Genomic DNA, 22,054 nt, shown 5'->3' on the forward strand with positions numbered 1-22,054 from the left:
GCTTATTGCCCCTTAATCGCGCTCATCATGTCCCACATCGGCGTAAAGATACCCAGTGCCAGCACCAGTACCATACCTGCCACAATACCAATCAATACCGGCTCTATCTTGGCCGTCAGGCTATTGAGGTCATAGTCAACTTCGCGTTCGTAAAAATCGGCCACCTCAGCTAATAGCTCATCTACCCGACCGGTTTCTTCACCCACATTGACCATTTGCAGCACCATAGGGGTAAACAGGCCGCTAGCCTGGGTGACCCTCGACAGGTTCTCGCCCTTCTCAATACTCTGGCGCATATCAATTATCTTGGTTTCCATAAAGCGGTTGCCCACCGCTTCAGCCACCAGATTAAGTGCCGTGGTTAACGGTAAACCGGCTTGCAGCATCATCGAGAAACTGCGACAGAAACGGGCCAGCAGCGAGCGCTCTATGACTTTTCCGATAATCGGTAGCTTCAGTTTCTTGCGGCTCCAGGTCAGGTTTCCATCCGGCGTTTGTAAGTAGTTACGTACACCGAGAACTATAGCAATTAGGGCACCAATTAATATGTACCACTGATTTATAAAAAAGTCAGACATGCCTAACAGGAAGCGGGTCATCACCGGTAATTCGGCGCCGAACTTATTAAACATATCGGCGAATTTCGGGATAACAAAAATGTTCATAATGATGAGCGCCGCCACCAGGGCGAACACTACAAAAATCGGATAGCGGGTTGCCGCTTTAATCTGGCGGCGGGTTTCCTGCTCACGTTCAAGGTAACCGGCTAACTGCAAAAAGGCCTCATCCAGACGACCGGTATTCTCACCCACGTGCACCACGCTAACGTATAACCGGTCGAAGATTTCGCTGTGCTGGTGCATAGCTGAAGATAGCGTGCGCCCTCTTTCCAACAGGCTGATGATATCGGTCAGGGCTATTTTCAGGCGCAACGACGATGACGATTCGGCCAGACTGCTTACCGCTCGCAGAATTGGAATACCGGCATGAGTGAGGGAGTACATCTGACGAGACAAAATCACCAGCTCATCAAGACTCACCTTAGGGGTAAGGAAATTAACCTTTACCTCGCTCTGTGTCGCCCCGCCCTCTACCGGATTAATAGAAATAGGTGTAATGCTGCGCGCCAGCAACATTTTAGCCGCTGCGTTAGCGTCAAGCGCATCAAGCATGCCGCTTTTCATTTCGCCACCAGGCTCACGGCCGGTATAGCTGAACCTAGGCATCCGGTAAGTCCTCCAGACTCAGGCCGCCTGTATTGCTATTATTGCCAGAATCGCTCTTTTCGGATTGCTCATCCTGCTCGTCGCTTTGCGGGAGCTCGGCAACCATTTCCACCAGCTTCAGTACCTCTTCTACCGTTGTCTGGCCCATTTTGGCATAGGTCAGCGCAACGTGAGACAGCGGCTTATATCCCGGGCTTTTTAAGGCATGCTCACCAAAGGCAACAGTGTCACCGGCTTTTAATGCATTCATCATCGGGTCGGTCAGTTCGAGCAGTTCAAACACGCCCATCCGGCCGCGATAACCGGTATGATTACACTTCTGACATCCCTTGCCCCGTTTAAAGGTAACGTTATCCAGGTTGTTATCAATATGCCCGAGCCAGAACAGTTCATCGTGTGAAGGTTGATGTTCTACTTCACAATTATCGCAAATCCGCCGCACCAGACGCTGGGCAATGATGCCTCGCAATGAACTGGCAACCAGGTAGCCTGCAGCGCCCATATCGAGCAAACGAATAGCGCTGGATACGGCATCGTTGGTGTGCAGCGTGGATAATACCAGGTGACCGGTTAACGCACCGCGTAATCCAATTTCCACGGTTTCCTGATCCCGCATCTCACCCACCATGATGATATCCGGGTCCTGACGCAAGGTGGTCCGCAGTACGCTTGAGAAATTAAGCCCGATACGGCTGTTTACCTGCACCTGGTTAATGCGTGGCAAACGGTATTCAACCGGGTCTTCAACGGTAATAATTTTGCGCTGCGGCTGGTTTAATTCACTCAGGGCACCATACAGCGTGGTGGTTTTACCGGAACCGGTCGGCCCGGTTACCAGGATCATGCCATGAGGCCGTTTCAGTAATACCCTTAAACGGTCGAGCAATGGTCTGGGCATGCCGGTTTCATCCAGGGTTAATACACCGGCTGACTGATCCAGCAAACGCATAACCACTGCTTCACCGGTTTGTACCGGCATAGTTGATAAACGCACATCCACCCGGTGACCTTTTACGCGGACCTGGGTACGGCCATCCTGCGGCAAACGCTTTTCTGAAATATCCAGACCCGCCATCAGTTTAAGGCGTAATACCAGCGCTGCGGCAATGTTATTTTCCGGAATAACAGTTTCCTGCAAAACCCCGTCTACCCGCTGCCGGATGCGTAATTGCTGCTCATCTGGCTCGATATGGATATCCGAGGCCTTGGCCTGTACCGCATCCTCAAAGATCGACTGCAGCAGGCGGGCAACGGCAGTATCCTGCTCGTCCTCTAGCCCGGCGGTAAGCTCAAACTCCTGCTCATCGCGGTACTCATTGGCCAGCTGTTGGGCAAAAGAGGCAATTTCATCGGTGCGCCGGTAGAAGCTGTCGTAAGCGCCAAACAATTGCTGTTCGCTCACTACGGCCACTTCAATAGGTTTGGGCAGGATCTCGCCAAGATTATCCACGGCGGTCAGGTCGGCCGGATCGCTCATTCCCACCAGTAACTTATCGCCACGGTCTTCCAGCACCAGTGCCCGGTATCGACGGGCCTGCACTTCCGGCAGCAGTTTGACCGCAGCCGGATTAACATTAAAGTGATCAATGTCGATCAGTGGCACATTTAAGTGGGTGGAGAGCAGTTCCAGCAACTGCTTTTCGGTAACCAGTTCCATGGCTATCAAAGTGGCGCCGAGCTTGCGGCCGGTCTGGCGTTGTTCAGCCAGCGCCGACATCAGTTGAGGCTCGTCTATCAGCCCCTGCTGAACCAGCAGATCACCCAGCCTGACTTTTACACCACTCATGATGAAACTCCTGTCAGATTAGTTAAGCGCTGGCGAATAAATTGTTCTATACCGTCCTCGAGCTGCCTTAGTGACAACGCTTCCCGATAGCTGCTTAGCGCGAGGGCTGTGTAACCCTGTTTGTCGGCAACCACCGCCTGACCGAGCCACCATTTAGCGGTCTGACTATCAAGCACAACCAGTTGTGCGTAGTCCTGCAGCGCGTCATCGAGCAGGCCGAGCTTTTGCGCCAGCGATGCCCGGTAGCCTAACAGTTCAATAGATGGCTGGGTGTAGTCGTTAACGTCCTGCAGCGTGTAATAAGCCAGCTTGGTCTCGTTTTGCTGCACCAGCAAGCGCGCATACATTAGTCTGACACTACTGTCGGCGGGCATATCCGCCACGGTTTGTTGCAGTAACTGCTGGGCGTCGGTGGTGCGGCCAGCACTGAAATACAGGGCGGCCAGACGTTTACGGGCGGCCACATTATCAGGTTGCTGGCGGATCAGCGTACGTAACAACTGCACAGCCATTGGTGTATCGTTCTGGCTCAAAGCCTGACGGATTTGCGCTTTAAGGGCTTCTTCCGGATTCGCGGCACTGGGCTTAATCACCGGCTCAGCGGGCGCTTTATCAGGCTCGGGGGCTGCTGTTAGGGAAGGTTCTGATACAGATGCGTTGCCACCTGAATACGCAGCCACTCTCTCCAGCGCACTGGGTTGAGGATCACCGGCAGAGGACTCGGTGCGTTTAGGTTGCGCAGTGATATCGACCGGACCATCCATTACGCCCATGGTATTTTGCGGCTTTGTAATTGGTGAAGCTGTAATCTGTCTGGGTTCTTCAGGCTCAGCCGTTTGTGGTTCCGGCTCTTCAGGCGCTATTGCCCGGGCGGCCACGGCATCAGGTACAATCTGGTTAATCGGCCCTACTGAGGGGCTTTGTGACAGATTATCCTCGTTGGCAACCGGCCATAAGTAAACGGCGCCAATAGCTATTACGCCAAGCAGCAGAATGACAGCAATGCGCAACACTGACGAGGACTTTTTAGCAGGCGGCTGATAGTTAGCCGGCGTAGCCTGACTGGCTTCCCGGTTCTCTAAGTCTTTCAGCATTTTATTGACTACACTCACAGTGTCGCCCTCATGTTCCATATCCCTGCAATCATCGCAATCACTACTACTGTGGTCGCTAATAGCAACCATTTACTCTGCGGGTTAAACCACCACTTACTGCTCACCGTTTGCGCTGCTTCTGTATCGGCAGATGCCGCAGCGATGTGCTCCGGTTCTACGGCAGACTTGCCTTCGCCATAAGCCAGCATTAACGCTTTATGGGCCAGCACATTCACTACCCGTGGCGTGCCGGCACTCGCGCGGTAGAGTAACTCACAGCACTGGCGATTAAATAAATCGGTGCCATGATATCCAGCCACATTGACCCGGTGCCTGACGTACTGATACACCTGATCGGGATCCATAAGCGCCAGGCTGTAACTAAAGGTAATTCGCTGCCGTAACTGGCGTAACTCCGGCAAGGCCAGCTTTTCGTCCAGCTCCGGCTGCCCGAATAACACTACCTGAAGTAACTTGCGCGACTCAGTCTCCAGATTGGTCATCAACCGCAACGCTTCAATACTCTCTGTGGGCAACGCCTGAGCCTCATCAATAATCAGCACCGCACTTTTCTGCTGCTGATGAATGGCAATCAAACGTTCCTGAATCTTTTGGGTGAACTCCTGCTGATCGCAGTCGTTGCCCAGCTCCACGCCTAACTCATTGGCCACCGCACGCCGTAACTCGGTCGGTGACAGCATCGGATTCGGCACGTAGGCAGCCACAAAAAAATCCGGTAACTCATTAAGCAACTTTCGGCAAATCAGCGTTTTACCGGTACCCACTTCGCCGGTAACCTTGATAAAGCCCTCACCGGTTTTCAGTGCCGTCAGCAATACCTGCATGGCCTCATTGTGGCTCGGCAAACCGAAAAAATAGCTGGTATTCGGGGTCAGCGTAAAAGGCAGTTCACGGATACCAAAGTGATACAGGTACATAATTAGTCTACGTACAACCAGTCGGCCATTTTTTCACGGCTTAATTCAATTTGCTCTGCCCATGTCCCACTGCCGATAACCGTGGGCTTAAGCAGAATAATCAGCTCTTTCTTGGTCTCACGCTGGCTTTTGTTAGTAAACAATTCGCCCAGTAGCGGAATATCGCCAAGCAGCGGCGTTTTTGATTCTGAATCAGTCAGGCTGGTTTGCATCAGGCCACCAATTACAACAATTTCGCCCGACGCTGCTTTAATGATGGTGTCAGACTCACGTATGGTACTTTGCGCCAGCGGCAGGACAATTTGCTCCTGATTCAGGCTTACCACTTTTTCCTGCTCCTGGGTTTCGATAACAGAAGGGTGAACGTGCAGCAACACCGAGCCGTTTTCATCAATTTGCGGCGTTACATCCAACGCGATCCCGGAAAAGAACGGCGTAAGTTCGATATTAGGAACAACCGATGTGGTGGTGGAGGTAATGGTGTTCTGACTCGACACATCCGTTACGAAATACTCATCGTCACCCACTTTTATCACCGCTTTTTGGTTATTAATGGCGGTGACTCTGGGGCTGGACAACACCTGTACATTTCCCTGCGTAGACAGCAGTGAGATAACTCCGGAGAAATCCTGGTTAAGGAAGGATAAGCTGGTAACGCCACCCAGCGACGCTGAGATTTCATTACCAATGGTGGCCGCGGTGTTACTGAAGGTAAAGTCGGTACTGCCAACATTTGCAACTACCTCAGACCAGTTAATGCCCTGCTGGTAGCCGTCATCAAGCGCCACTTCAAGAATTCTGGCCTCCAGAATAACCTGGCGCTGCAGGCTTGCCTCAGAGGTTTTCAGGAAACGTTTAATATCACGGATCTCATCCGGCATAGCACGAATGGTGACCAGGCCGGCCTGTGGCGTAACAAATACCGCGCGACCGCCTTCGGTGCCAATCATCGATTCCAGTGACGCTTTCAGATCGGTCCAGAAATCGGTCTCTGTTCGGGTTGAAATAGAGGTGCCGTTTATGTTGTTTCCAAACTGGTTCCCCAGATTGTTACTGTTGGCCGAATTACCGCTGAAATTATTAAAATTGCTGTTGGAATTACCGTTGCCGTTGTTATCGGCCTGGGAAACACCGCCAGAGATAATGCTGGTTTGGGTCGAGCCATCACGCTTCATCAGCAGGTAGTTTACCGCCAGGGTTTCAGTGCGCATGCCGGCCGGCAGAACCCTGAACACATTACTCTTACGGCTTATATCAAAGCCGTAAAGGTCGCCCAACAGCTCCATCACCTGCTCCATGGAGACCTGTTTTAAGCTCAGGGAAATTTCACCGCTGACGTCGGGGTGAATCGCCACGCTGTAGGGGGTATCTGCCACCAGGCCGGTAAAAAAGGCTTTTACGCCAACGCCGTCGGCTTCGATATCGTATTTTTCCGGGCCGAATAACGACGGGCGCTCACCAGTGGTTGCCACATCGCCAAGCAGATTGGTTACACTGTCCGGCACATCCTGCAAGGAATCCGGTGTCGCTTTGGCATTTTTCTGCGCGGCTTGTTCATGTGCAATTTGTTCAGCCAGTTGCTGTTTTAGTGATTGTTCTACCACGGATTCTTCGGGTGTCGACTGACAGCCCGCCAGTGCCATAGCCAGAGCGATGTATATCAAACGTTTATTCATGCTACTCATTTTAATAATTCTCTGCTGCATTGGTTTTCACGTTGCCCCGTTGGCTGACCCATAAAGTCATTGTTTTCCAAACCCCGTTCTCATCACGCGCAATCACCACGCTACGTGGATTAATTTCTTTGATTACTGCGCCCTGTATTGTCTGCCCCGGTTTAACTGTTTTACCGTTTATTACTGCAGTCCGGCTGGCGCCTAGCTGCAACACTGCTTCGAGCTGTAAATCAACTGCCGCTGCTGCTACCGCCGTACTGGCCTGAGGGGCCGTGCGTGACGGGCGCGTTGGATCCTCAAGCACCTGCGCTCCCGCGGGGCTAACGAGCATGGATATCAGCAACAAAGGGGACACTTTATTCAACACCTATAAACGCCTTTTCAGTACTCAGAGTGTAAACCTGAAGGGTTACCTCAGCAGTGGGATATTCCTTTACATGATAGGCCATGGAGCGCCAGTACAGTTTGTCTGACAGTTGCTCCAGGCGGGCCAGAAAATCGCGTACCGCAAAATAACGCCCTTCGAAGGTCAGCGTAACCCCGTGCTGGTAGAGCGGGACCTCTGCCATAGCCGGGTTATCGGCAAAAATATTTTCCGGGCTGACTGAAGCCATTTCGATGAGTTTTAGCCCATCGGCCTGGGAAAACACCTGCTCGATGAGCGCGGGCATTTGCCGGGGCAGGACTAAATCAGATAATTGCGCGGCAAAGTTTTCCTGCAGGCGCACCATGCGCTTATCTACCTGGGCTATCTGCTGCTTCAGGCTGGCATCCGGATCTTCGGCCAGCGCCTGCTCATAAACCAGTTGCAGCTCTTTAAGGGTGGTAACTTCGTTGCGGGCAATCTCAATACTACTGCTCGTTTTACCGTTTTCCTTAATGCCAGGCTCAATCAGCAAAAAAACCAGCACGGCAAGGACCACCACCATTCCCGAGGCAAAGATTAACACCTTCTCGCGCTGACTCAGCGCGGCAAATTTTTCTTCATACTGGTCAAAAGTCACCGCAGACCACCTTGTTGCGTTGTTTCCGGCACCCGGGCCATATTTAATTCAAAGCGCAGTTGCTCGTCGTCCCGGTACAGTCGGGTGGAATCAAAGGTGCGGCCGGAGAAAGCCGTAGTCTGTCCCAAACGTTGTAACCACTTGGGCATGGCCTGCGGGGTACTCAGTTGCCCTTGTAGCACCATCATGTTTTCACTGACTTCAATGGTATCGAGCCAGATATCCTGACTGTCTTTCTGAGCCAGGCTATCGAGCATCCCGGCAAAGCCCTGCTGCTTAATTTGTTCCCGCTGACTGAGTTCACGCACCAGCAGTTCTCGATTTGCCAGTTCCTGCTGACGTTGCTCCAGCGTGCGGGTAAGCCCGGCATCAGGCTTACGTTGCTCAAGCGTGGTTTTAAGATTGTTTACCGAGGCGGATAACTGCTGTTGCTGATCCTGAACCTCTGCCAGTTCGGTACGTTTCGATGCGCCGTACCAGGCGACACCGGCCCAAATCAGTAGCAATACAGTAAGGGTTGCTCCCCATGCCAGCAGCACACTGGTAAGTGAGAGCAAGTCGAGGCGCGGTGCAAACTCGGCAGAATAAAAGTTAATTCTGTTCTTCATGCCGCAGCCTCGTTTTTGCTCTGCGGCTCAGCAGATCCGCAAATCGCTGCGCCAAGACTAGAGTAATTCACCCGCGTTACCGAGATGCCCGGCTCGGCGGCAGTCACTGCGGGAGTGAGATCACTGACAGTGGCGCTCACCACCTGCTCAATCTGGCTGGCCAGGGCATCCCGATGAGGCGTATCGAGGCGCATCATAATCTGTCTGACCGGAGCCTGCCGTAATTGGCTTTCATAAAAATCCATAGAGCGCTGAATCTGCACACTTAACGACTCACCAATGCCCATTCTGAGCTCGTCTTCAGTAAAGCTCCCCAGGTTCTCAAAGCCTTTGAGACGGCGGCTGAAATACAGCTGGCCATCCTTGATGATATTCAGACAAATTTCTTCCCCGGCTTCCTGAACCACGGTCAGGATAGGGTCAGACTGCACCGGCACTAATTCGCAGGTAGCCAGCTCCTCAACGGTAATTAACTGGAGTACCAGGCCTGCGTTAAATACCGCTTCGCTGACATTCTCGACATCTTCTTTGGGTAGGGCAAACACGTTAATTCTGGCATTGCCGGCCAGCGGCACCGGTAAATCGGTGTAATCGATAGCCATTTCTTTATCGCTGCCGGTGAGTTCTTTTACCGACCAGGATAGTGCCGCGGTGATTTCATCGGCTTCCACGGAAGGGCGGTCGATCTGCAGAATCTGATACCAGTGAATTGAAAACGAAACATAGGCTGGGGTACCGGTCAGGCCGTGTTTATCGACCCATTTGGCAAGGTGAGCGCCCCAATGAGAAAAGCTGACCGTCTCTTCAAACGCCAGGGTAACTTCGCCGTTTTGTTTTTTAAGCGCGCAAAACGTTACCGAATCCAGCGACACTGCAATTCCGATTGCGTGGTAGCCAGATTTTTTTTGGAATTTTTGTTTGAGGAAAGAACGCCAACCAATGCGCATATATTTTTATAACTTCGTATAATTATTAGTTAAATTACAACAGAGTTTAGCTCAAAGTACCAGTGTCGGGTACCACACTTTTGTCGAACAATGTACCAAATCACTGCTACCCCTTATAATTTCAACTTAACTCTCTGACATCAAGGTAAATTTTTGACCAGTAAAGCCACCCAAAACGCCCCGGCTGACGTGTCTTTCTCGCAGGCAAGGCAGGCTGCCCGGCAATGGTGTCACGGTTTCAACCAGCTTACCGATACCCGCCAGCGCCAGGCTATGCTGATATCACAACTAAAGTGCCCGGGGTCGGTTCAGATTGAATCTACTTTTCAAATCGAATACGCCCTTAACTGCTCAATTGGCAAAGGCAGCTTTATCAATCATAACGCTATCTTTATTGATGTCTGCCCAATCGAACTGGGTAATCAGGTACTTATCGGCCCCAATTGCATTATCTCCAGCGCAGTGGGCAGGACACAGATTTGGCCAGAACATTATCCGTCACAGGAGGCGGGCATGCCGGTTTTAATTGGTCATCGGGTATGGATTGGCGCTAACTCCATCATATGCGCCGGCGTGACGATTGGCGATAACGCGGTGATTGGTGCGGGCAGCCTGGTGACCAGCGACATCCCTGCCAATGCCGTCGCTTACGGCGTTCCTGCCACTGTACAGCGTAAAATTACACAAAATACTCAATAATCAGCCGGGGGTGGCCGATAACACCCACAGTGTTGTGCCAAAAAGAGTGATAACGTCTGATGAAAAGAATGAGCCTGTTGCCTTTACGTACCCGTCATTTGATGATGCGGGCCGCCCTGTTGACGCTAGCCTTGCTATTGAGTGCTTGCGGCGGTGGGCTGAGTAAGGATGACTCGGACGAAGCCTTTGCCGTCAATGCTGGTCGCGATCGCTCAGCAGCGGAGCAAACTGATGTTAGTTTATCGGCGCAGGTGTCTTTCCCATCCGGGGCGGTAGTTTACAGCTGGTCGTCAACACCGGCGCTTACCATCACCCACGATGACACCAGCGTTGCCACGGCCAGCCTTACCACCCCGATTGTTACCGCCGACACGCAGTATGTGGTCACCGTAAGTGCTACCGACAGTGCCGGTCAATCGGCCTCAGATAGTTTTACGCTTACCGTAACCCCGGACAACCTGCCTCCCACCGCCATTATCACCCTTAGCGACTGGCCCGATTTACAGCCCGGCACCTACCCGGCAGGCGTGTCCCTGACCTTTGACGGGCGCAACAGCACTGACACCGACGGTACCAGCAGCGAAGAAATCAGCGCCTGGGCATGGCAACAAACCGCTGGTGACGATGTGCTAACCGGCATTGAAACCGACCAGTCGACACTGGTGATCGACACGCCGGTTACCGATGCCAGGCAAACTCTGACATTCAGCCTGACGGTAACAGACGATGAAGGGGCCGAGGATACAACCACCCATTCGATTACCGTATTATCCGACGCTGATACGCCGCCCGAGGTAGATGCTGGTATCGACCAGGCATTGTTTGGCGGTGAACGAATTGTGCTGGCCGGCACTGCCACCAGTACAGTACCGGCAGCCGCGCCGATTGCCACCTTGTGGACTTACAGCGGTGATGCAGCGCCGCAAATCATCAACCCCAATACTGCCGACACCTATGCTATAGCGCCGCTGGTAGACAGTGCCACCACCCTGGATTTTTACCTCACCGGGGAAGATATGTTCGGTAACGAAGTAACCGACCATCTGCGAGTGTTGGTACGCCCATTCCCTGTGCGGGTGCTCAATGATACCGGCATGACGCAGCAAGCCACCAACACGACTTTATCGGCCTCTCAGCAAAACGCGTTTCCCGGCCAGGATGGTCAGCGCGGTGCCGATGCGCTGGCCGACAGTAATGTACTGGAAAAAGCGGGGCGCGGCGAAAACGGCTTCGATTTTACCAAGCTAAATGCCAATGGCGATGAAGAGGATGTGGATGCACCGCAGTTCAGCTGTGTACGGGATAATGTTACCGGGCTGGTGTGGGAAGTAAAAACTACCGACGGCGGCCTGCGCGACCTTGATCACCGCTACAGCTGGTATGCCGAAGAAGACAACGGCGGCGCGCCCGGCAACCTTAATGGCACAAACACCAGTTGCACGCTGGCGAGCTGTAACACCAGTGCATACATCGACGCAGTAAACAGCGCCGGATTGTGTGGTTTCTATGACTGGCGCCTGCCCAATCATCAGGAGTTAATGTCGCTGGTGCATTTTGGCCGTACCGCCCTGCCCCGCATTGACACGCAATACTTTCCCAACACCGGAGCCGACAGCGCCGCTACGCTCTGGTACTGGACCGCCCAGCCCAGCGCCGATGGTGTAAGCAATGATGCGGCGCAGAACGCCTGGGCCATTGACTTCATCAGTGGGGTGGATAATTTTCTTAATAAGTCAGATGCCGTCAGCATCCGACTGGTCAGAGCGGGACGATAATCATGAAACGCTTAATCACTGTCTTGTTTAGCTTACTTTGGGTGGCTGAGGTTACAGCGCAGGAATGCCTGACTAACGCCGTAGAAACCACGCCGGATGAGGTTTTCAGTCAGGTGACCGACGATACCATTTTACACATCCCAACCGGTCTAATCTGGCAGCGCTGCGCGGTGGGGCAAACCTGGAATGGTGAAACCGAAACCTGTACCGGCGATGCCGAGCAACTTACCTGGCAACAGGCATTGGTGTACGCCCGTGACTACGACGCTGAGTTACTGGAGGGATGGCGCATGCCTAACGTCAAAGAGCTGGCCTCGCTAACCGAGCGTAACTGTGTCAGACCGTCGGTGAATACCAGTTTTTTTCCGGCCACACCACAAGACAGCTTCTGGTCTTCTACGCCGAGCCTGAACGATCCGGAAAGGGTCTGGACCGTAGCCTTTTTTAACGCCAGCTACTCCATTAAAGAAAAGCAACGGGCCGTCTACCTGCGACTGGTGCGCACCAATCTGCCTGATTAATGGCCTATGCTAAGGTGCCAGAACATAATCACCCGGCGCGGCCGGTAACGGCTTAACCGCTTCCACAGTTCTGGCGCTAACCTTACGACTTGACTGCGAGGCCAGCCATTGCTGCCATGCCGGCCACCAGGAGCCTTCCTGTAAGGGTACTTCATCAAGCCATGCCTGGGGTGGCAGGTAAGCCCCGTCTTCCTTGCGGGTAGCCATCTGATAGACCCGGTGAGCATGACCAGGCTCGCTGATAATGCCGGCGTTATGGCCACCGTTCGTCAGCAGAAAGGTTATGTCTTTATCAATCAGCAAATTGATTTTGTATACCGACTGCCACGGTGCCACGTGGTCTTTCGCCGTACCCACAACAAACAGTGGCACCTGAATATCGGCCAGGGCAATGGGCCGGTTATCAACCATAAACTGACCGCTGGCCAGCGAGTTATGCAAATAACACTGGCGTAAATATTCAGCGTGCATGCGCGCAGGCATGCGGGTGGCGTCTTTATTCCAGGTGAGCAAATCATTGGGATGCTGACGCTCTCCCAGCAGGTATTCTTTTACCCAGCGCGACCACAATAAGTAGTTTGCCCGCAGCAGGGTAAAAGTGCCCGCCATACTCTCTTTGGGCAGAAAACCGTTTTTAGCCATTACCGCCTCCAGCATCGACAGCTGGCTTTCATCGATGAACAACCGCAGGTCGCCAGCATCACTAAAATCGGTCTGTGCCGCCAGTAACGTTAGCGCGCAGAATGGATTACGCTTTTCCCGGGCCAGCCAGGCAGCGGCCATCGTCAGCAGAGTACCACCAAGACAATAGCCAACCCCGTTGATTTGTTCTCCGGGTACCCGTTGCTGCACCGCTTCTATCGCCTCACCAAGGCCCTGTTTGAGGTAATCAATCAGACTAACGTTGTGATCCTCATGCTGAGGGTTTTTCCAGGAGATCATAAAGACAGTATGGCCCTGCTGGACCAGGTAACGCACCAGGGAGTTATGTTCCGACAAATCGAGAATGTAATACTTCATTATCCACGCCGGCACCACCAGCACTGGCTCAGCGCAGACTTCTTCGGTGGCCGGACTGTACTGAATAAGCTCCAGCAGGTTGTTTTTGAACACTACCTGGCCAGGTGTGACGGCAATATTTTCACCAACCCGGTAGGTTTCCTCGCGTTTGGGCTCAGCTTCCCTGAAGTACTGCTGCTGGATATCCTCGATTAGGTTATCAACCCCTTTCACCAGGTTAGCACCAGCAGATTCCAGGGTTTTGTGAATGACGTTGGGGTTAGTGGTCAGGTAGTTAGCCGGTGATAAGGCTTCTAACCACTGGCGCACCGAAAAATTCACCATGTCAGTATGGTGCTTCTCAACGCCCTGCACATCACGGGTGGCCAGTTGCCACCACTGCCGCATAGCCAGGTAATTCTGCCGGTACACAGCATAGGGCCAGGCTTGCCATTCAGGCCCGGACAACCGGTTGTCGTCTGCGGCGTCTTCGAGATTTTTGTTCAGCGTACTGGCGTTGGTCAGTGTCAGGTCCGCCAGCGCTTGCTGCTTACCCAGCGACAACAGTAAATGAATAAACCAGTCGGTGAAGGCCAGCGAATAGGCCACCGGATCGATACCGCCGGTAAACTGTGCGAGTAACTGGTTAATGGCATAATCAGGTTTTAGCGGTTCGCTAACATCGTCGGGGACCGCATGCTGATCGGTGTAAGTGTACTCAATAACGTTACTTTCGTGATTTATCATAACAAGTCTCCCTGACTATTTTGCCCAGCATAGCAGTACCCGCCCTTAAAAAGCTTGATCTTGATGGGTATCAATGCACATTTATTCATCTACTTGTAGTGTGAGCATGTAATATTACAAAGCGAATTACAGAATTTACTTTTTGGCGCCTCTGGCCGGAGAATCAATATGGAAATGATCCGCAACAAACCCTACGACAGCATTACAGTGGGCGATAAAGCCGCACTCACCCGCACGCTGACCCGTAAAGATATTCAGCTGTTTGCCATTATGTCGGGCGATGTTAACCCGGCCCATGTAGACGAGGAGTACGCTAACAGCTCCCAGTTTCACCATATCATCGCCCATGGCATGTGGGGCGGCGCATTAATTTCCACCGTGCTGGGAACCCAACTGCCCGGCCCTGGCACCATTTACCTGAAGCAGGATTTCACTTTTCGCCGCCCGGTATCCTTAGGCGATAACCTGACAGTAACGGTCACCGTGGTGGAAAAACGTGAACATCATCAGATCCTGCTCGACTGCGCCTGCACTAATCAGGAGGGTGAAGTGGTGATCGATGGTCAGGCGCTGGTGAAAGCCCCCACCGAACAAATCGATCGGCCCCGGGCCGTATTGCCGGCGGTTGAGCTAAAAGAACAGAGCAGCGACCGCTATCAGCAGTTTATGGACATGGCAAAAGGTATGTCGCCACTCAGAACCTGCGTGGTGCACCCTGTTGACCTCAATTCTTTGGCCGGCGCTGTCGAGGCCGCAGCAGATAACCTTATCGCACCTATACTGGTAGGCCCCAAGGCTCGAATTGAGCAGGTGGCGCTGGAAAATAAGCTCGACATTTCGGCTTTTGAACTGGTGGATACTCCGCACAGTCATGCCGCGGCAGAGACCGCTGTAAAGCTGGTAAGCAGTGGCAAGGCAGAAGCATTAATGAAGGGCCATTTGCACACCGACGAAATGATGCACGAGGTGCTCAACAAAGACTACGGGCTACGCACCGGCCGGGTAATGAGTCACATTTTCGCTCTGGATGCCCCAAGCTATCACAAGTCGCTGTTTCTGACCGATGCGGCCATTAATATCCGGCCCAATCTGGCCACCAAGAAAGACATCATCCAAAACGCTATTGAACTGGTTTACACCCTGACCAACAAAACGCCCAAGGTTGCTATCCTGTCGGCTGTAGAAACCGTGGAGGAAAAAATCCCCTCAACCCTGGATGCCACGGCGCTGTGCAAAATGGCCGAGCGAGGCCAGATAGTGGGCGGCCTGCTCGATGGCCCATTGGCCATGGATAACGCCATTTCTGCTGAAGCGGCTCAATCGAAAGGCATAATGTCACAGGTGGCCGGTGATGCCGACATCCTGGTAGCACCGGATCTGGAATCAGGCAATATGCTGTTTAAACAGATGCGCTATCTTTCAGGGATAGAGGGAGCAGGCATTGTTTTAGGGGCCCGGGCACCGATTATTCTTACCAGCCGGGCTGGCGGCCCGCTTACCCGCAAAGTATCCTGTGCCATGGCACTGGTTTATCAGCGTAAACGCGGAGACCTGCCGCTATGAGCAAGCAAACCGATACCCCCCACTACCTGGTTTTAAACAGCGGCTCTTCCACATTGAAATACGCCGTATTTGACGCTATCAGCCTGGCAGTAATGGAACGGGGGATATTCGAACTCAGCGAAGATAATTACGCCGAAACGCTGGAAGAAGTGCTGCACCATGGCGGTTATGTCAGCGCCGTAGGACACCGGGTGGTGCATGGCGGCACCGCCTATACTCAACCGCTGTTGATTGATGATAGCGCCCTCGCATCACTCGATAAACTGTGCGATCTGGCCCCGTTGCACCAGCCGCATAATTTGCATGCCGTAAAAGTACTGCGCGAGCTGCACCCGGAATTACCTCAGGTAGCCTGCTTTGATACCGCTTTTCACGCTACGCAGGCTGAGGTTTCAACCGCTTATGCATTGCCTGACTCACTGCGTAGTCAGGGGCTTCGCCGCTATGGTTTTCATGGTTTATCTTATGATTACATTAGTCATCAGCTGGCGGCCTCAGATACTGAGGCCGGTGGCCGGTGCGTAGTATTGCACCTGGGTAGCGGCGCCAGTGGTTGCGCTATGTCTAAAGGCAAAAGCGTTAGCTCAACCATGGGCTTTACCGCGCTTGATGGCCTGATGATGGCGACTCGTTGCGGCACTTTGGATCCTGGGCTGGTATTACACTGCATAACCCAGTTGGGAATGTCTGCCGCAGAAGTGACCAGTGCCTTGTATAAATCATCCGGGCTGCTGGGGGTTTCCGGTTGTTCTGGTGACATGCGTATTCTGGCGCAACATGCTGATGAGCCTGCGGTGGCTGAGGCACTAGCCCTTTATTGCCGTTACATCGTGCGGGCCATTGGCAGCCTGACGGCCGAGTTACAGGGCCTGGATACGCTGATATTTACCGCGGGAGTGGGAGAAAACGCAGCAGATATTCGCCGCAGGGTTTGCGAGCAGCTGAGCTGGCTTGGCGTTGAGCTCGATAACACCGCCAACCTGGAGAACCGCTCTATAATCAGCACGTCATCATCCGCCGTTACTGTGCGAGTGATCCCCACCAATGAAGAATGGATGATTGCACACTACATGCAGCAGGTGCTTACCCCTTAATGCGCCTGCTTCTGTGAACTTAGCACGGTAAGCTTTGTTTACCGTCCTGCCACTGACAGGCTGTCTTTTCAATTAGACACTTAACCTGCTAAACCGCAGGCTCATTCCTGCTTTTTACCCTTTCAATCAGCTTTCCAACCAGGCCATCCAGGTTAAGTAAAACTAAACATAGACTTTAATCTAAATTAAAACTCTGGTTGTAATCAAGAATTATTCGCATTACTATTCTCTCAAATTTTGCAGTCGATCAATCCTCAACCAACCCAGATTGGTGAGGCTGTTGACCGATATTTCAGCTCAGCATACCTGGAGACTTTAGTTTGAAATTTGCACTATCAGTAGTTGCCGCAGCGCTTACCTTTAATACCTCAGTATCAGCCAGCACGGCAGATGACCCCGAACGCATTACTATTGAAGGCCAGTATTTATCGATCAATGAGTCCAATTCGGTAAAAACGCCAACACCGATTATTGATGTACCACAGAGCCTGTCGATTTTGACGGCCGAGGACATTACTGAACGCGGGATCACCAGTATTGGTGAAATCATCGACTACACGCCAGGCGTTAATACTTCTCAGGGCGAGGGACACCGGGATTCAGTGGTGTTCCGTGGCGTTCGTTCAACCGCAGATTTTTACATTGATGGCAACCGTGACGACGTACAGTACTATCGCTCGCTGTACAATGTAGAACAGGTGGAAATCCTGCGCGGCCCCAACGCCCTGCTGTTTGGCCGCGGTGGTACAGGCGGTATTCTGAACCGGGTGTCAAAGAAAGCGAAATTAGATGAAACCTTTACCGGTTATAAAGCCACGCTGAACACCTTTGGCGGCTATGGCGTAGAAATAGATACCAACACCGATATGACCAGCACCTCAGCGCTGCGTATTAATGCGATGTACGAATCGCTGGACAACCACCGTGACTTCTTCGACGGCGAGCGCATTGGATTTAATCCCACCGCCAGGTTTGAATTAAGCGAAGACAGCATACTGGATGTGTCTTACGAGTACATCAACCACGAGCGCTTTATCGACCGTGGTATTCCCACCGGCGCCGATGGTCGTCCGGTAGAGTCACTGAAAAATGTGGTGTTTGGCGACCCGGAGAATAACTACCACGAGCTGGAAGCCCACGTATTCCGCGTAAACCTGTCGCACCAGTTTAACGATTACACCAAAGCCAACGTTAACGTGTTTTACGGCGACTACGATAAGGTTTACTCAAACTTTTACGCCAGTGGCTATGACGCCGACACCAACATTGTTGAGCTGGACGGTTATATTGATGAAACAGCCCGCGACAACCTGATTGTATCAGGTAACCTGATTAGCGAATTCAGCACCGGCGGCATTGGCCATATGGTGATCGCGGGTACAGAATTTATTCGCACTAATTCAGACCAGTTCCGCCTGAATCCGGTATTTGACAGCACCGGCAATGACCGCGAAACGTTTTTCACCCAGCGCCCGTTGGCGTTTAGCGGCTTTAGCGGCATCAACGCAGCAGGTGAGCAGGTAACCACCGCTTTTACGGCACTCAATGACGATACGCGGGTGACCCTGGATGTTGCCTCGTTCTTTGTGCAGGATGAGATTGAGCTATCTGAACACCTGGATCTGGTACTTGGTGCCCGTTTTGACCGTTTCGATATTGAGGTATTTAACGCTAAGGCAGTGGAAACCCGCAGCCGCACCGACGAACAGGTTTCTCCTCGTGCCGGGCTTATTTATAAGCCGCAGGAAAACATCTCGCTTTATGCCAGTTACAGCGAGTCTTTCCTGCCGCGCAGTGGCGAGCAATATACCGATATTAACGGCAGTGATAACCAACTAGACCCAGATACCTACAGCAATCAGGAAATCGGTATTAAGTGGGATTTTGCCCAGGGTCTGAGCTTCACCGCCGCAGTGTTTGAAAACGAGCAAAGCTCTCCTCAGGTGGCCGATGATAACCCGGAAACCCTGGATGTAATTAATTCAGACATCTCTGGTTACGAGTTGCAACTCACCGGCTATGTGAATGATGACTGGCGCATTACCGCTAATTACAGCCACCTTGAAGGCGAAATTGTCGACCGCAGTGGCCCAACCGGCCGCACGCCTCGCGAGTTGCCGGAAAATACCTTCTCGGTGTGGAGCACTTATCAGGTGAATGACGTATTTGGTGTTGGCCTGGGCGCCACCTATCAGGATGAGAGCTTCATTAACAACGGAAATTCGGCGGTATTACCCAGCTATACCCGTTGGGATGCCTCGGCGTATTACGATATCAGCAAAGACCTGCGCGTGCAGCTGAACATCGAAAACCTGACCGACGAACTGTACTTCCCGAATGCCCACGCCACACATCAGGCAACGGTAGCGGCGCCGCTTAACGCGATGCTGACAGTTGTGGGCAGATTTTAAGAAGCCTTTACACCTGTAAGCCAGAAGCCCTGCACTAGCAGGGCTTTTTTTTTGGCAAAAAAGAACGGAAACGCCGAATAGCAGGTTTAAAGAGCGGCTGTGCCACCGAACTTTATTTGCGCAAGCCGAAACGTTTCAGAAAATCACTCACAGAAATCGTGGCGTAATCAACATATTCGCCAGCATCGTAAAACCGGCCATGGCACTGAGGGCAGCTTTCAAAATGGATATGTCGCTGTGCGCTGTCGGTCATTTCGAGCATTTTAATGTTCGGGCACACCGGGCAATTGATATCGCTTATTTCACTGTATAGCGAGCCCATTTTCTTATCACCTGTATCGAGCGCCGAGGCGAAGTCTTTTAGTTCCTTATGTTCCATCACATCAAACCATAAGCCGTGGCAGGTGCTGCAACGCTCGACCACACCGGCAGGCGTACTGATATGCTCAAAATGACCATGACACTTGGGACAATCCATATAATTAACTGCACTGATGAAACAACCAGAATTTCACTATATGCGTTATTCCGGACGCTGTCATCGCCAATAAAAAAGCCCGCTGATGCGGGCTTACAGAATAATGGTTAAGTTATTACTCTTTTCGATTGGCAAAGATCTCTTTAAACACCGGCAGCGCTGAAAACGCTTTGGGCCATCCGGAGTAGAAGGCAATCTGAGTGATCACTTCGCCGGCCTCAGTTTCAGTGAGTCCGTTGTCCATAGCTTTGTTAAGATGAAAATTGACCTGTTCCACCTGACCTGTCGCCGCCAGGGCACTTACGGTTGCCAGACTTCTGTCTCTGGGGGCAAGACCCGGGCGTAACCATAAATCCATGAACAAGGCATCGGTGGTGTAGGAAACAGTGCCGGGGCTGACTTCGCCATACTTGCTATCAACAAACTCACGGCGCTGCTGCTCGGCTTTTTTATCGTACGAGAGCAACTCCAGTTTATCCGACGGTAACTGTTTGGCTTTAATATCATGGGCTTCATACACCGGGCCAATAGCAGCTATCGAGGCGCGGGCATTGGCAAAGCCGGTATAAAACGCCAGATGATTTATAATCTCGGCGATTTCTTCAGGGGTGACATCACTGGCCAGTGCTTTTTCGACAATTTCCGGCATCGCATCCAGCTGACCTCGTGCAATCAGCGCCGACAATGTAACGATACTCCGGTCACGGGACGATAGCGCCTCACGCTGCCATAAGTCGTTTTCCAGCCACTGGTTCTGATTCGTCGCAATAAGCGGGGCGACGCGCTCGATGTACTTACTGTTCATAGCCGTTTCTCCTGCCTGACTGCCAAATGCAGCGATGGATAGCGCTGCGCCAGTGGTGGCTGCCGCATAAAATTTACCAAAGCGAGTTCGCATTAAACGCCTCCTTACTGATTGTACTGTTCGTCACTGACTTTCTCTCCCCACACCACGTTTTTACCTTCAACGCGCTGTTGGATAGCCATGTGGGTCATACTGGTTGATTCGGTGGCACCGTGCCAGTGCTTCACGCCTGGTGGTGTCCAGATTACATCGCCGGCTTTGATAACCTGTTTGGGCTCGCCCCACTGTTGCACGTAACCGGTACCGTCAGATACTACCAGGAACTGACCCGCCGGATGGGTATGCCAGGCTGAGCGCGCGCCGGGCGCGAAAGTAACATTTGCCGCAGAGACATTAGAATGCTCATTGGGTGATACCAGTGGAGAAACGATGCTGATGCCGGTAAACACCTTATCGGAGCCGGTAATAGCCTTTTGTTCACCATTACGGGTGATTTGCATTTTTTCCGCGGCCTGGGCTGAGCCCATGCCAACCATCAGTAACATTATGACGCTTAACGCTTTTTGCATAGTTTTTCCTCCAAATTTAGATAATCTCTACATATCACTACGTCGAGTTTACTGCAGCCGGATTGAATCACAGTCATAATACACTTATGAGCCATCCTCATTAATAAACTTTACCGGTTACCCTGGTGTTCAGAGAAATAGTATGCGAGAAAATTACAATGAAATCCTGGCATTCATTGCCGTAGCCCGCGAGCGGAGCTTTACCCGTGCCGCCGCCAGACTGGGCGTAACTCAGTCTGCCCTGAGCCATTCCATGCGTGCCCTGGAAGAACGTTTAGGCATACGGCTGCTGACCCGTACTACCCGAAATGTTTCAACCACAGAAGCCGGTGAGCGCATACTGCAGCGTATAGCGCCGCGCTTCGAGGATATCGACACCGAGCTGGAAATGCTTTCTGAACTCACCAGTAAGCCGGCAGGCCTGGTGCGTATTAGCTGTAGCGACCACGCGGCTTTTAATCTGGTATGGCCTAAGTTGTCGCCGTTGCTGGAGGAATACCCGGACATACAGTTAGAAATCAACGTCGATAATGGCTTTACTAATATAGTGTCGAGCCGTTTTGATGCCGGAATTCGCCTTGGTGAAGCGGTTGAAAAAGACATGATTGCCGTTAGAGTGGGCCCGGCCATGAGAATGGCTATGGTTGCCACGCCTGACTACCTGGCGCAGCATGGAACCCCCACCTCACCGGAAGAGCTTACCGAGCATAAATGTATCAGCCTGAGACTGATTTCTGCCGGCCGGGTGTACGACTGGGAACTCGATAACGGCGAGCGTCAGGTTAAGGTTAAATCCAAAGGCCAGGTCATATTTAATCATCCGGCGTTAATCTGCAAAGCCGCGCTGGAAGGCTTCGGCCTGGCATTTTTGCCGGAAGATATGTTCGCTGCGGCCCTGGCTGAGGGCAAACTTATCCGCGTGATGGAAGAATGGTGTCAGCCCTTCCCAGGTTATCACCTGTACTACCCCAACCGTAATAACCACTCACCCGCCTTTGCCGCTGTAATTGAACGCTTGCGCTATCGGGATTAATGAACGCTATTCATTACCGCATTGCAATTTTGTCGCTGACATTGGCCAGGGCATTAATGGTATAAATAATACAATACTTGC

Annotated in this window: 20 protein-coding genes; 7 read left to right on the forward strand and 13 right to left on the reverse strand. The window is 52.3% G+C overall.

The features are described from left to right. Positions 1-2: 2 nt before the first annotated feature. From D9T21_RS21155 to D9T21_RS21195, 9 genes are read right to left on the reverse strand one after another with little or no spacing between them, the layout of a single operon-like run. Positions 3-1,226: a type II secretion system F family protein gene (locus tag D9T21_RS21155; RefSeq protein WP_123327153.1), complete on the reverse strand. Its 1,224-nt coding sequence runs from the start codon at positions 1,224-1,226 to the stop codon at positions 3-5. After that, positions 1,219-3,012 carry a GspE/PulE family protein gene (locus tag D9T21_RS21160; protein ID WP_164464798.1) on the reverse strand — a complete coding sequence of 598 codons (1,794 nt, stop codon included), beginning with the start codon at positions 3,010-3,012 and terminating at the stop codon, positions 1,219-1,221. The genes D9T21_RS21155 and D9T21_RS21160 overlap by 8 nt, the downstream gene beginning before the upstream one ends. Continuing rightward, complete coding sequence (locus D9T21_RS21165; RefSeq protein ID WP_164464799.1) at positions 3,009-4,124, reverse strand: DUF6584 family protein; 1,116 nt, start codon at positions 4,122-4,124, stop codon at positions 3,009-3,011. Before D9T21_RS21165 ends, D9T21_RS21160 begins: the two co-directional genes overlap by 4 nt. Beyond that, positions 4,121-5,044: an ExeA family protein gene (locus tag D9T21_RS21170; RefSeq protein ID WP_123327156.1), complete on the reverse strand. Its 924-nt coding sequence runs from the start codon at positions 5,042-5,044 to the stop codon at positions 4,121-4,123. Before D9T21_RS21170 ends, D9T21_RS21165 begins: the two co-directional genes overlap by 4 nt. A gap of 2 nt (positions 5,045-5,046) precedes the next feature. After that, positions 5,047-6,720 (reverse strand): pilus (MSHA type) biogenesis protein MshL, encoded by a 1,674-nt coding sequence (gene mshL / locus D9T21_RS21175; RefSeq protein ID WP_377907573.1) that lies wholly within the window; start codon positions 6,718-6,720, stop codon positions 5,047-5,049. Between the two features lie 10 nt (positions 6,721-6,730). After that, complete coding sequence (locus D9T21_RS21180) at positions 6,731-7,087, reverse strand: hypothetical protein (protein ID WP_123327158.1); 357 nt, start codon at positions 7,085-7,087, stop codon at positions 6,731-6,733. Then, positions 7,077-7,724 carry a type II secretion system protein M gene (locus D9T21_RS21185; protein ID WP_164464800.1) on the reverse strand — a complete coding sequence of 216 codons (648 nt, stop codon included), beginning with the start codon at positions 7,722-7,724 and terminating at the stop codon, positions 7,077-7,079. Before D9T21_RS21185 ends, D9T21_RS21180 begins: the two co-directional genes overlap by 11 nt. Beyond that, complete coding sequence (locus D9T21_RS21190) at positions 7,721-8,332, reverse strand: hypothetical protein (RefSeq protein WP_123327160.1); 612 nt, start codon at positions 8,330-8,332, stop codon at positions 7,721-7,723. The genes D9T21_RS21185 and D9T21_RS21190 overlap by 4 nt, the downstream gene beginning before the upstream one ends. Further along, positions 8,329-9,204: a type IV pilus biogenesis protein PilM gene (locus tag D9T21_RS21195; RefSeq protein ID WP_164464801.1), complete on the reverse strand. Its 876-nt coding sequence runs from the start codon at positions 9,202-9,204 to the stop codon at positions 8,329-8,331. Before D9T21_RS21195 ends, D9T21_RS21190 begins: the two co-directional genes overlap by 4 nt. A gap of 228 nt (positions 9,205-9,432) precedes the next feature. On the opposite strand from D9T21_RS21195, the gene D9T21_RS21200 reads away from it, so the two are divergent. The 3 genes from D9T21_RS21200 to D9T21_RS21210 are packed head-to-tail and all read left to right on the forward strand — an operon-like array spanning position 9,433 to position 12,274. Then, entirely contained in the window at positions 9,433-9,978 is a 546-nt protein-coding gene (locus D9T21_RS21200; protein WP_123327162.1) for a sugar O-acetyltransferase, read from the forward strand. Positions 9,979-10,037: 59 nt separating this feature from the next. After that, positions 10,038-11,753, forward strand: a complete 1,716-nt coding sequence (locus D9T21_RS21205) for an Lcl C-terminal domain-containing protein (protein WP_123327163.1) — start codon at positions 10,038-10,040, stop codon at positions 11,751-11,753. Between the two features lie 2 nt (positions 11,754-11,755). After that, positions 11,756-12,274: an Lcl C-terminal domain-containing protein gene (locus D9T21_RS21210; protein ID WP_123327164.1), complete on the forward strand. Its 519-nt coding sequence runs from the start codon at positions 11,756-11,758 to the stop codon at positions 12,272-12,274. Between the two features lie 9 nt (positions 12,275-12,283). Here D9T21_RS21210 and D9T21_RS21215 read toward each other — a convergent pair whose 3' ends face one another. After that, complete coding sequence (locus D9T21_RS21215; protein ID WP_123327165.1) at positions 12,284-14,020, reverse strand: PHA/PHB synthase family protein; 1,737 nt, start codon at positions 14,018-14,020, stop codon at positions 12,284-12,286. 168 nt (positions 14,021-14,188) lie between these two features. On the opposite strand from D9T21_RS21215, the gene D9T21_RS21220 reads away from it, so the two are divergent. From D9T21_RS21220 to D9T21_RS21230, 3 genes are all read left to right on the forward strand, one after another. Then, entirely contained in the window at positions 14,189-15,583 is a 1,395-nt protein-coding gene (locus tag D9T21_RS21220; RefSeq protein WP_123327166.1) for a bifunctional enoyl-CoA hydratase/phosphate acetyltransferase, read from the forward strand. Next, complete coding sequence (locus D9T21_RS21225; RefSeq protein ID WP_123327167.1) at positions 15,580-16,677, forward strand: acetate/propionate family kinase; 1,098 nt, start codon at positions 15,580-15,582, stop codon at positions 16,675-16,677. Before D9T21_RS21220 ends, D9T21_RS21225 begins: the two co-directional genes overlap by 4 nt. Before the next feature lie 320 nt (positions 16,678-16,997). Further along, on the forward strand, positions 16,998-19,088 hold the full coding sequence (locus D9T21_RS21230) for a TonB-dependent receptor (RefSeq protein ID WP_123327168.1): 2,091 nt from the start codon (positions 16,998-17,000) through the stop codon (positions 19,086-19,088). Positions 19,089-19,200: 112 nt separating this feature from the next. Here the strand turns inward: D9T21_RS21230 and D9T21_RS21235 are convergent, their stop codons facing one another. From D9T21_RS21235 to D9T21_RS21245, 3 genes are all read right to left on the reverse strand, one after another. Beyond that, the gene (locus D9T21_RS21235; protein WP_123327169.1) at positions 19,201-19,566 is read right to left on the reverse strand and encodes a zf-TFIIB domain-containing protein; all 366 of its coding nucleotides are present in this window, start codon (positions 19,564-19,566) and stop codon (positions 19,201-19,203) included. A 115-nt stretch (positions 19,567-19,681) separates the two neighbouring features. Beyond that, the gene (locus D9T21_RS21240; protein WP_123327170.1) at positions 19,682-20,464 is read right to left on the reverse strand and encodes a carboxymuconolactone decarboxylase family protein; all 783 of its coding nucleotides are present in this window, start codon (positions 20,462-20,464) and stop codon (positions 19,682-19,684) included. Positions 20,465-20,475: 11 nt separating this feature from the next. After that, positions 20,476-20,940 carry a (R)-mandelonitrile lyase gene (locus D9T21_RS21245; protein ID WP_206427315.1) on the reverse strand — a complete coding sequence of 155 codons (465 nt, stop codon included), beginning with the start codon at positions 20,938-20,940 and terminating at the stop codon, positions 20,476-20,478. Between the two features lie 142 nt (positions 20,941-21,082). Between D9T21_RS21245 and D9T21_RS21250 the strand changes: the two genes are divergently transcribed. After that, the gene (locus tag D9T21_RS21250; RefSeq protein ID WP_123327171.1) at positions 21,083-21,973 is read left to right on the forward strand and encodes a LysR family transcriptional regulator; all 891 of its coding nucleotides are present in this window, start codon (positions 21,083-21,085) and stop codon (positions 21,971-21,973) included. Positions 21,974-22,054: the final 81 nt, after the last annotated feature.

The sequence above is a fragment of the Marisediminitalea oceani genome, assembly GCF_003731635.1.
Lineage (GTDB): Bacteria > Pseudomonadota > Gammaproteobacteria > Enterobacterales > Alteromonadaceae > Alteromonas > Alteromonas oceani.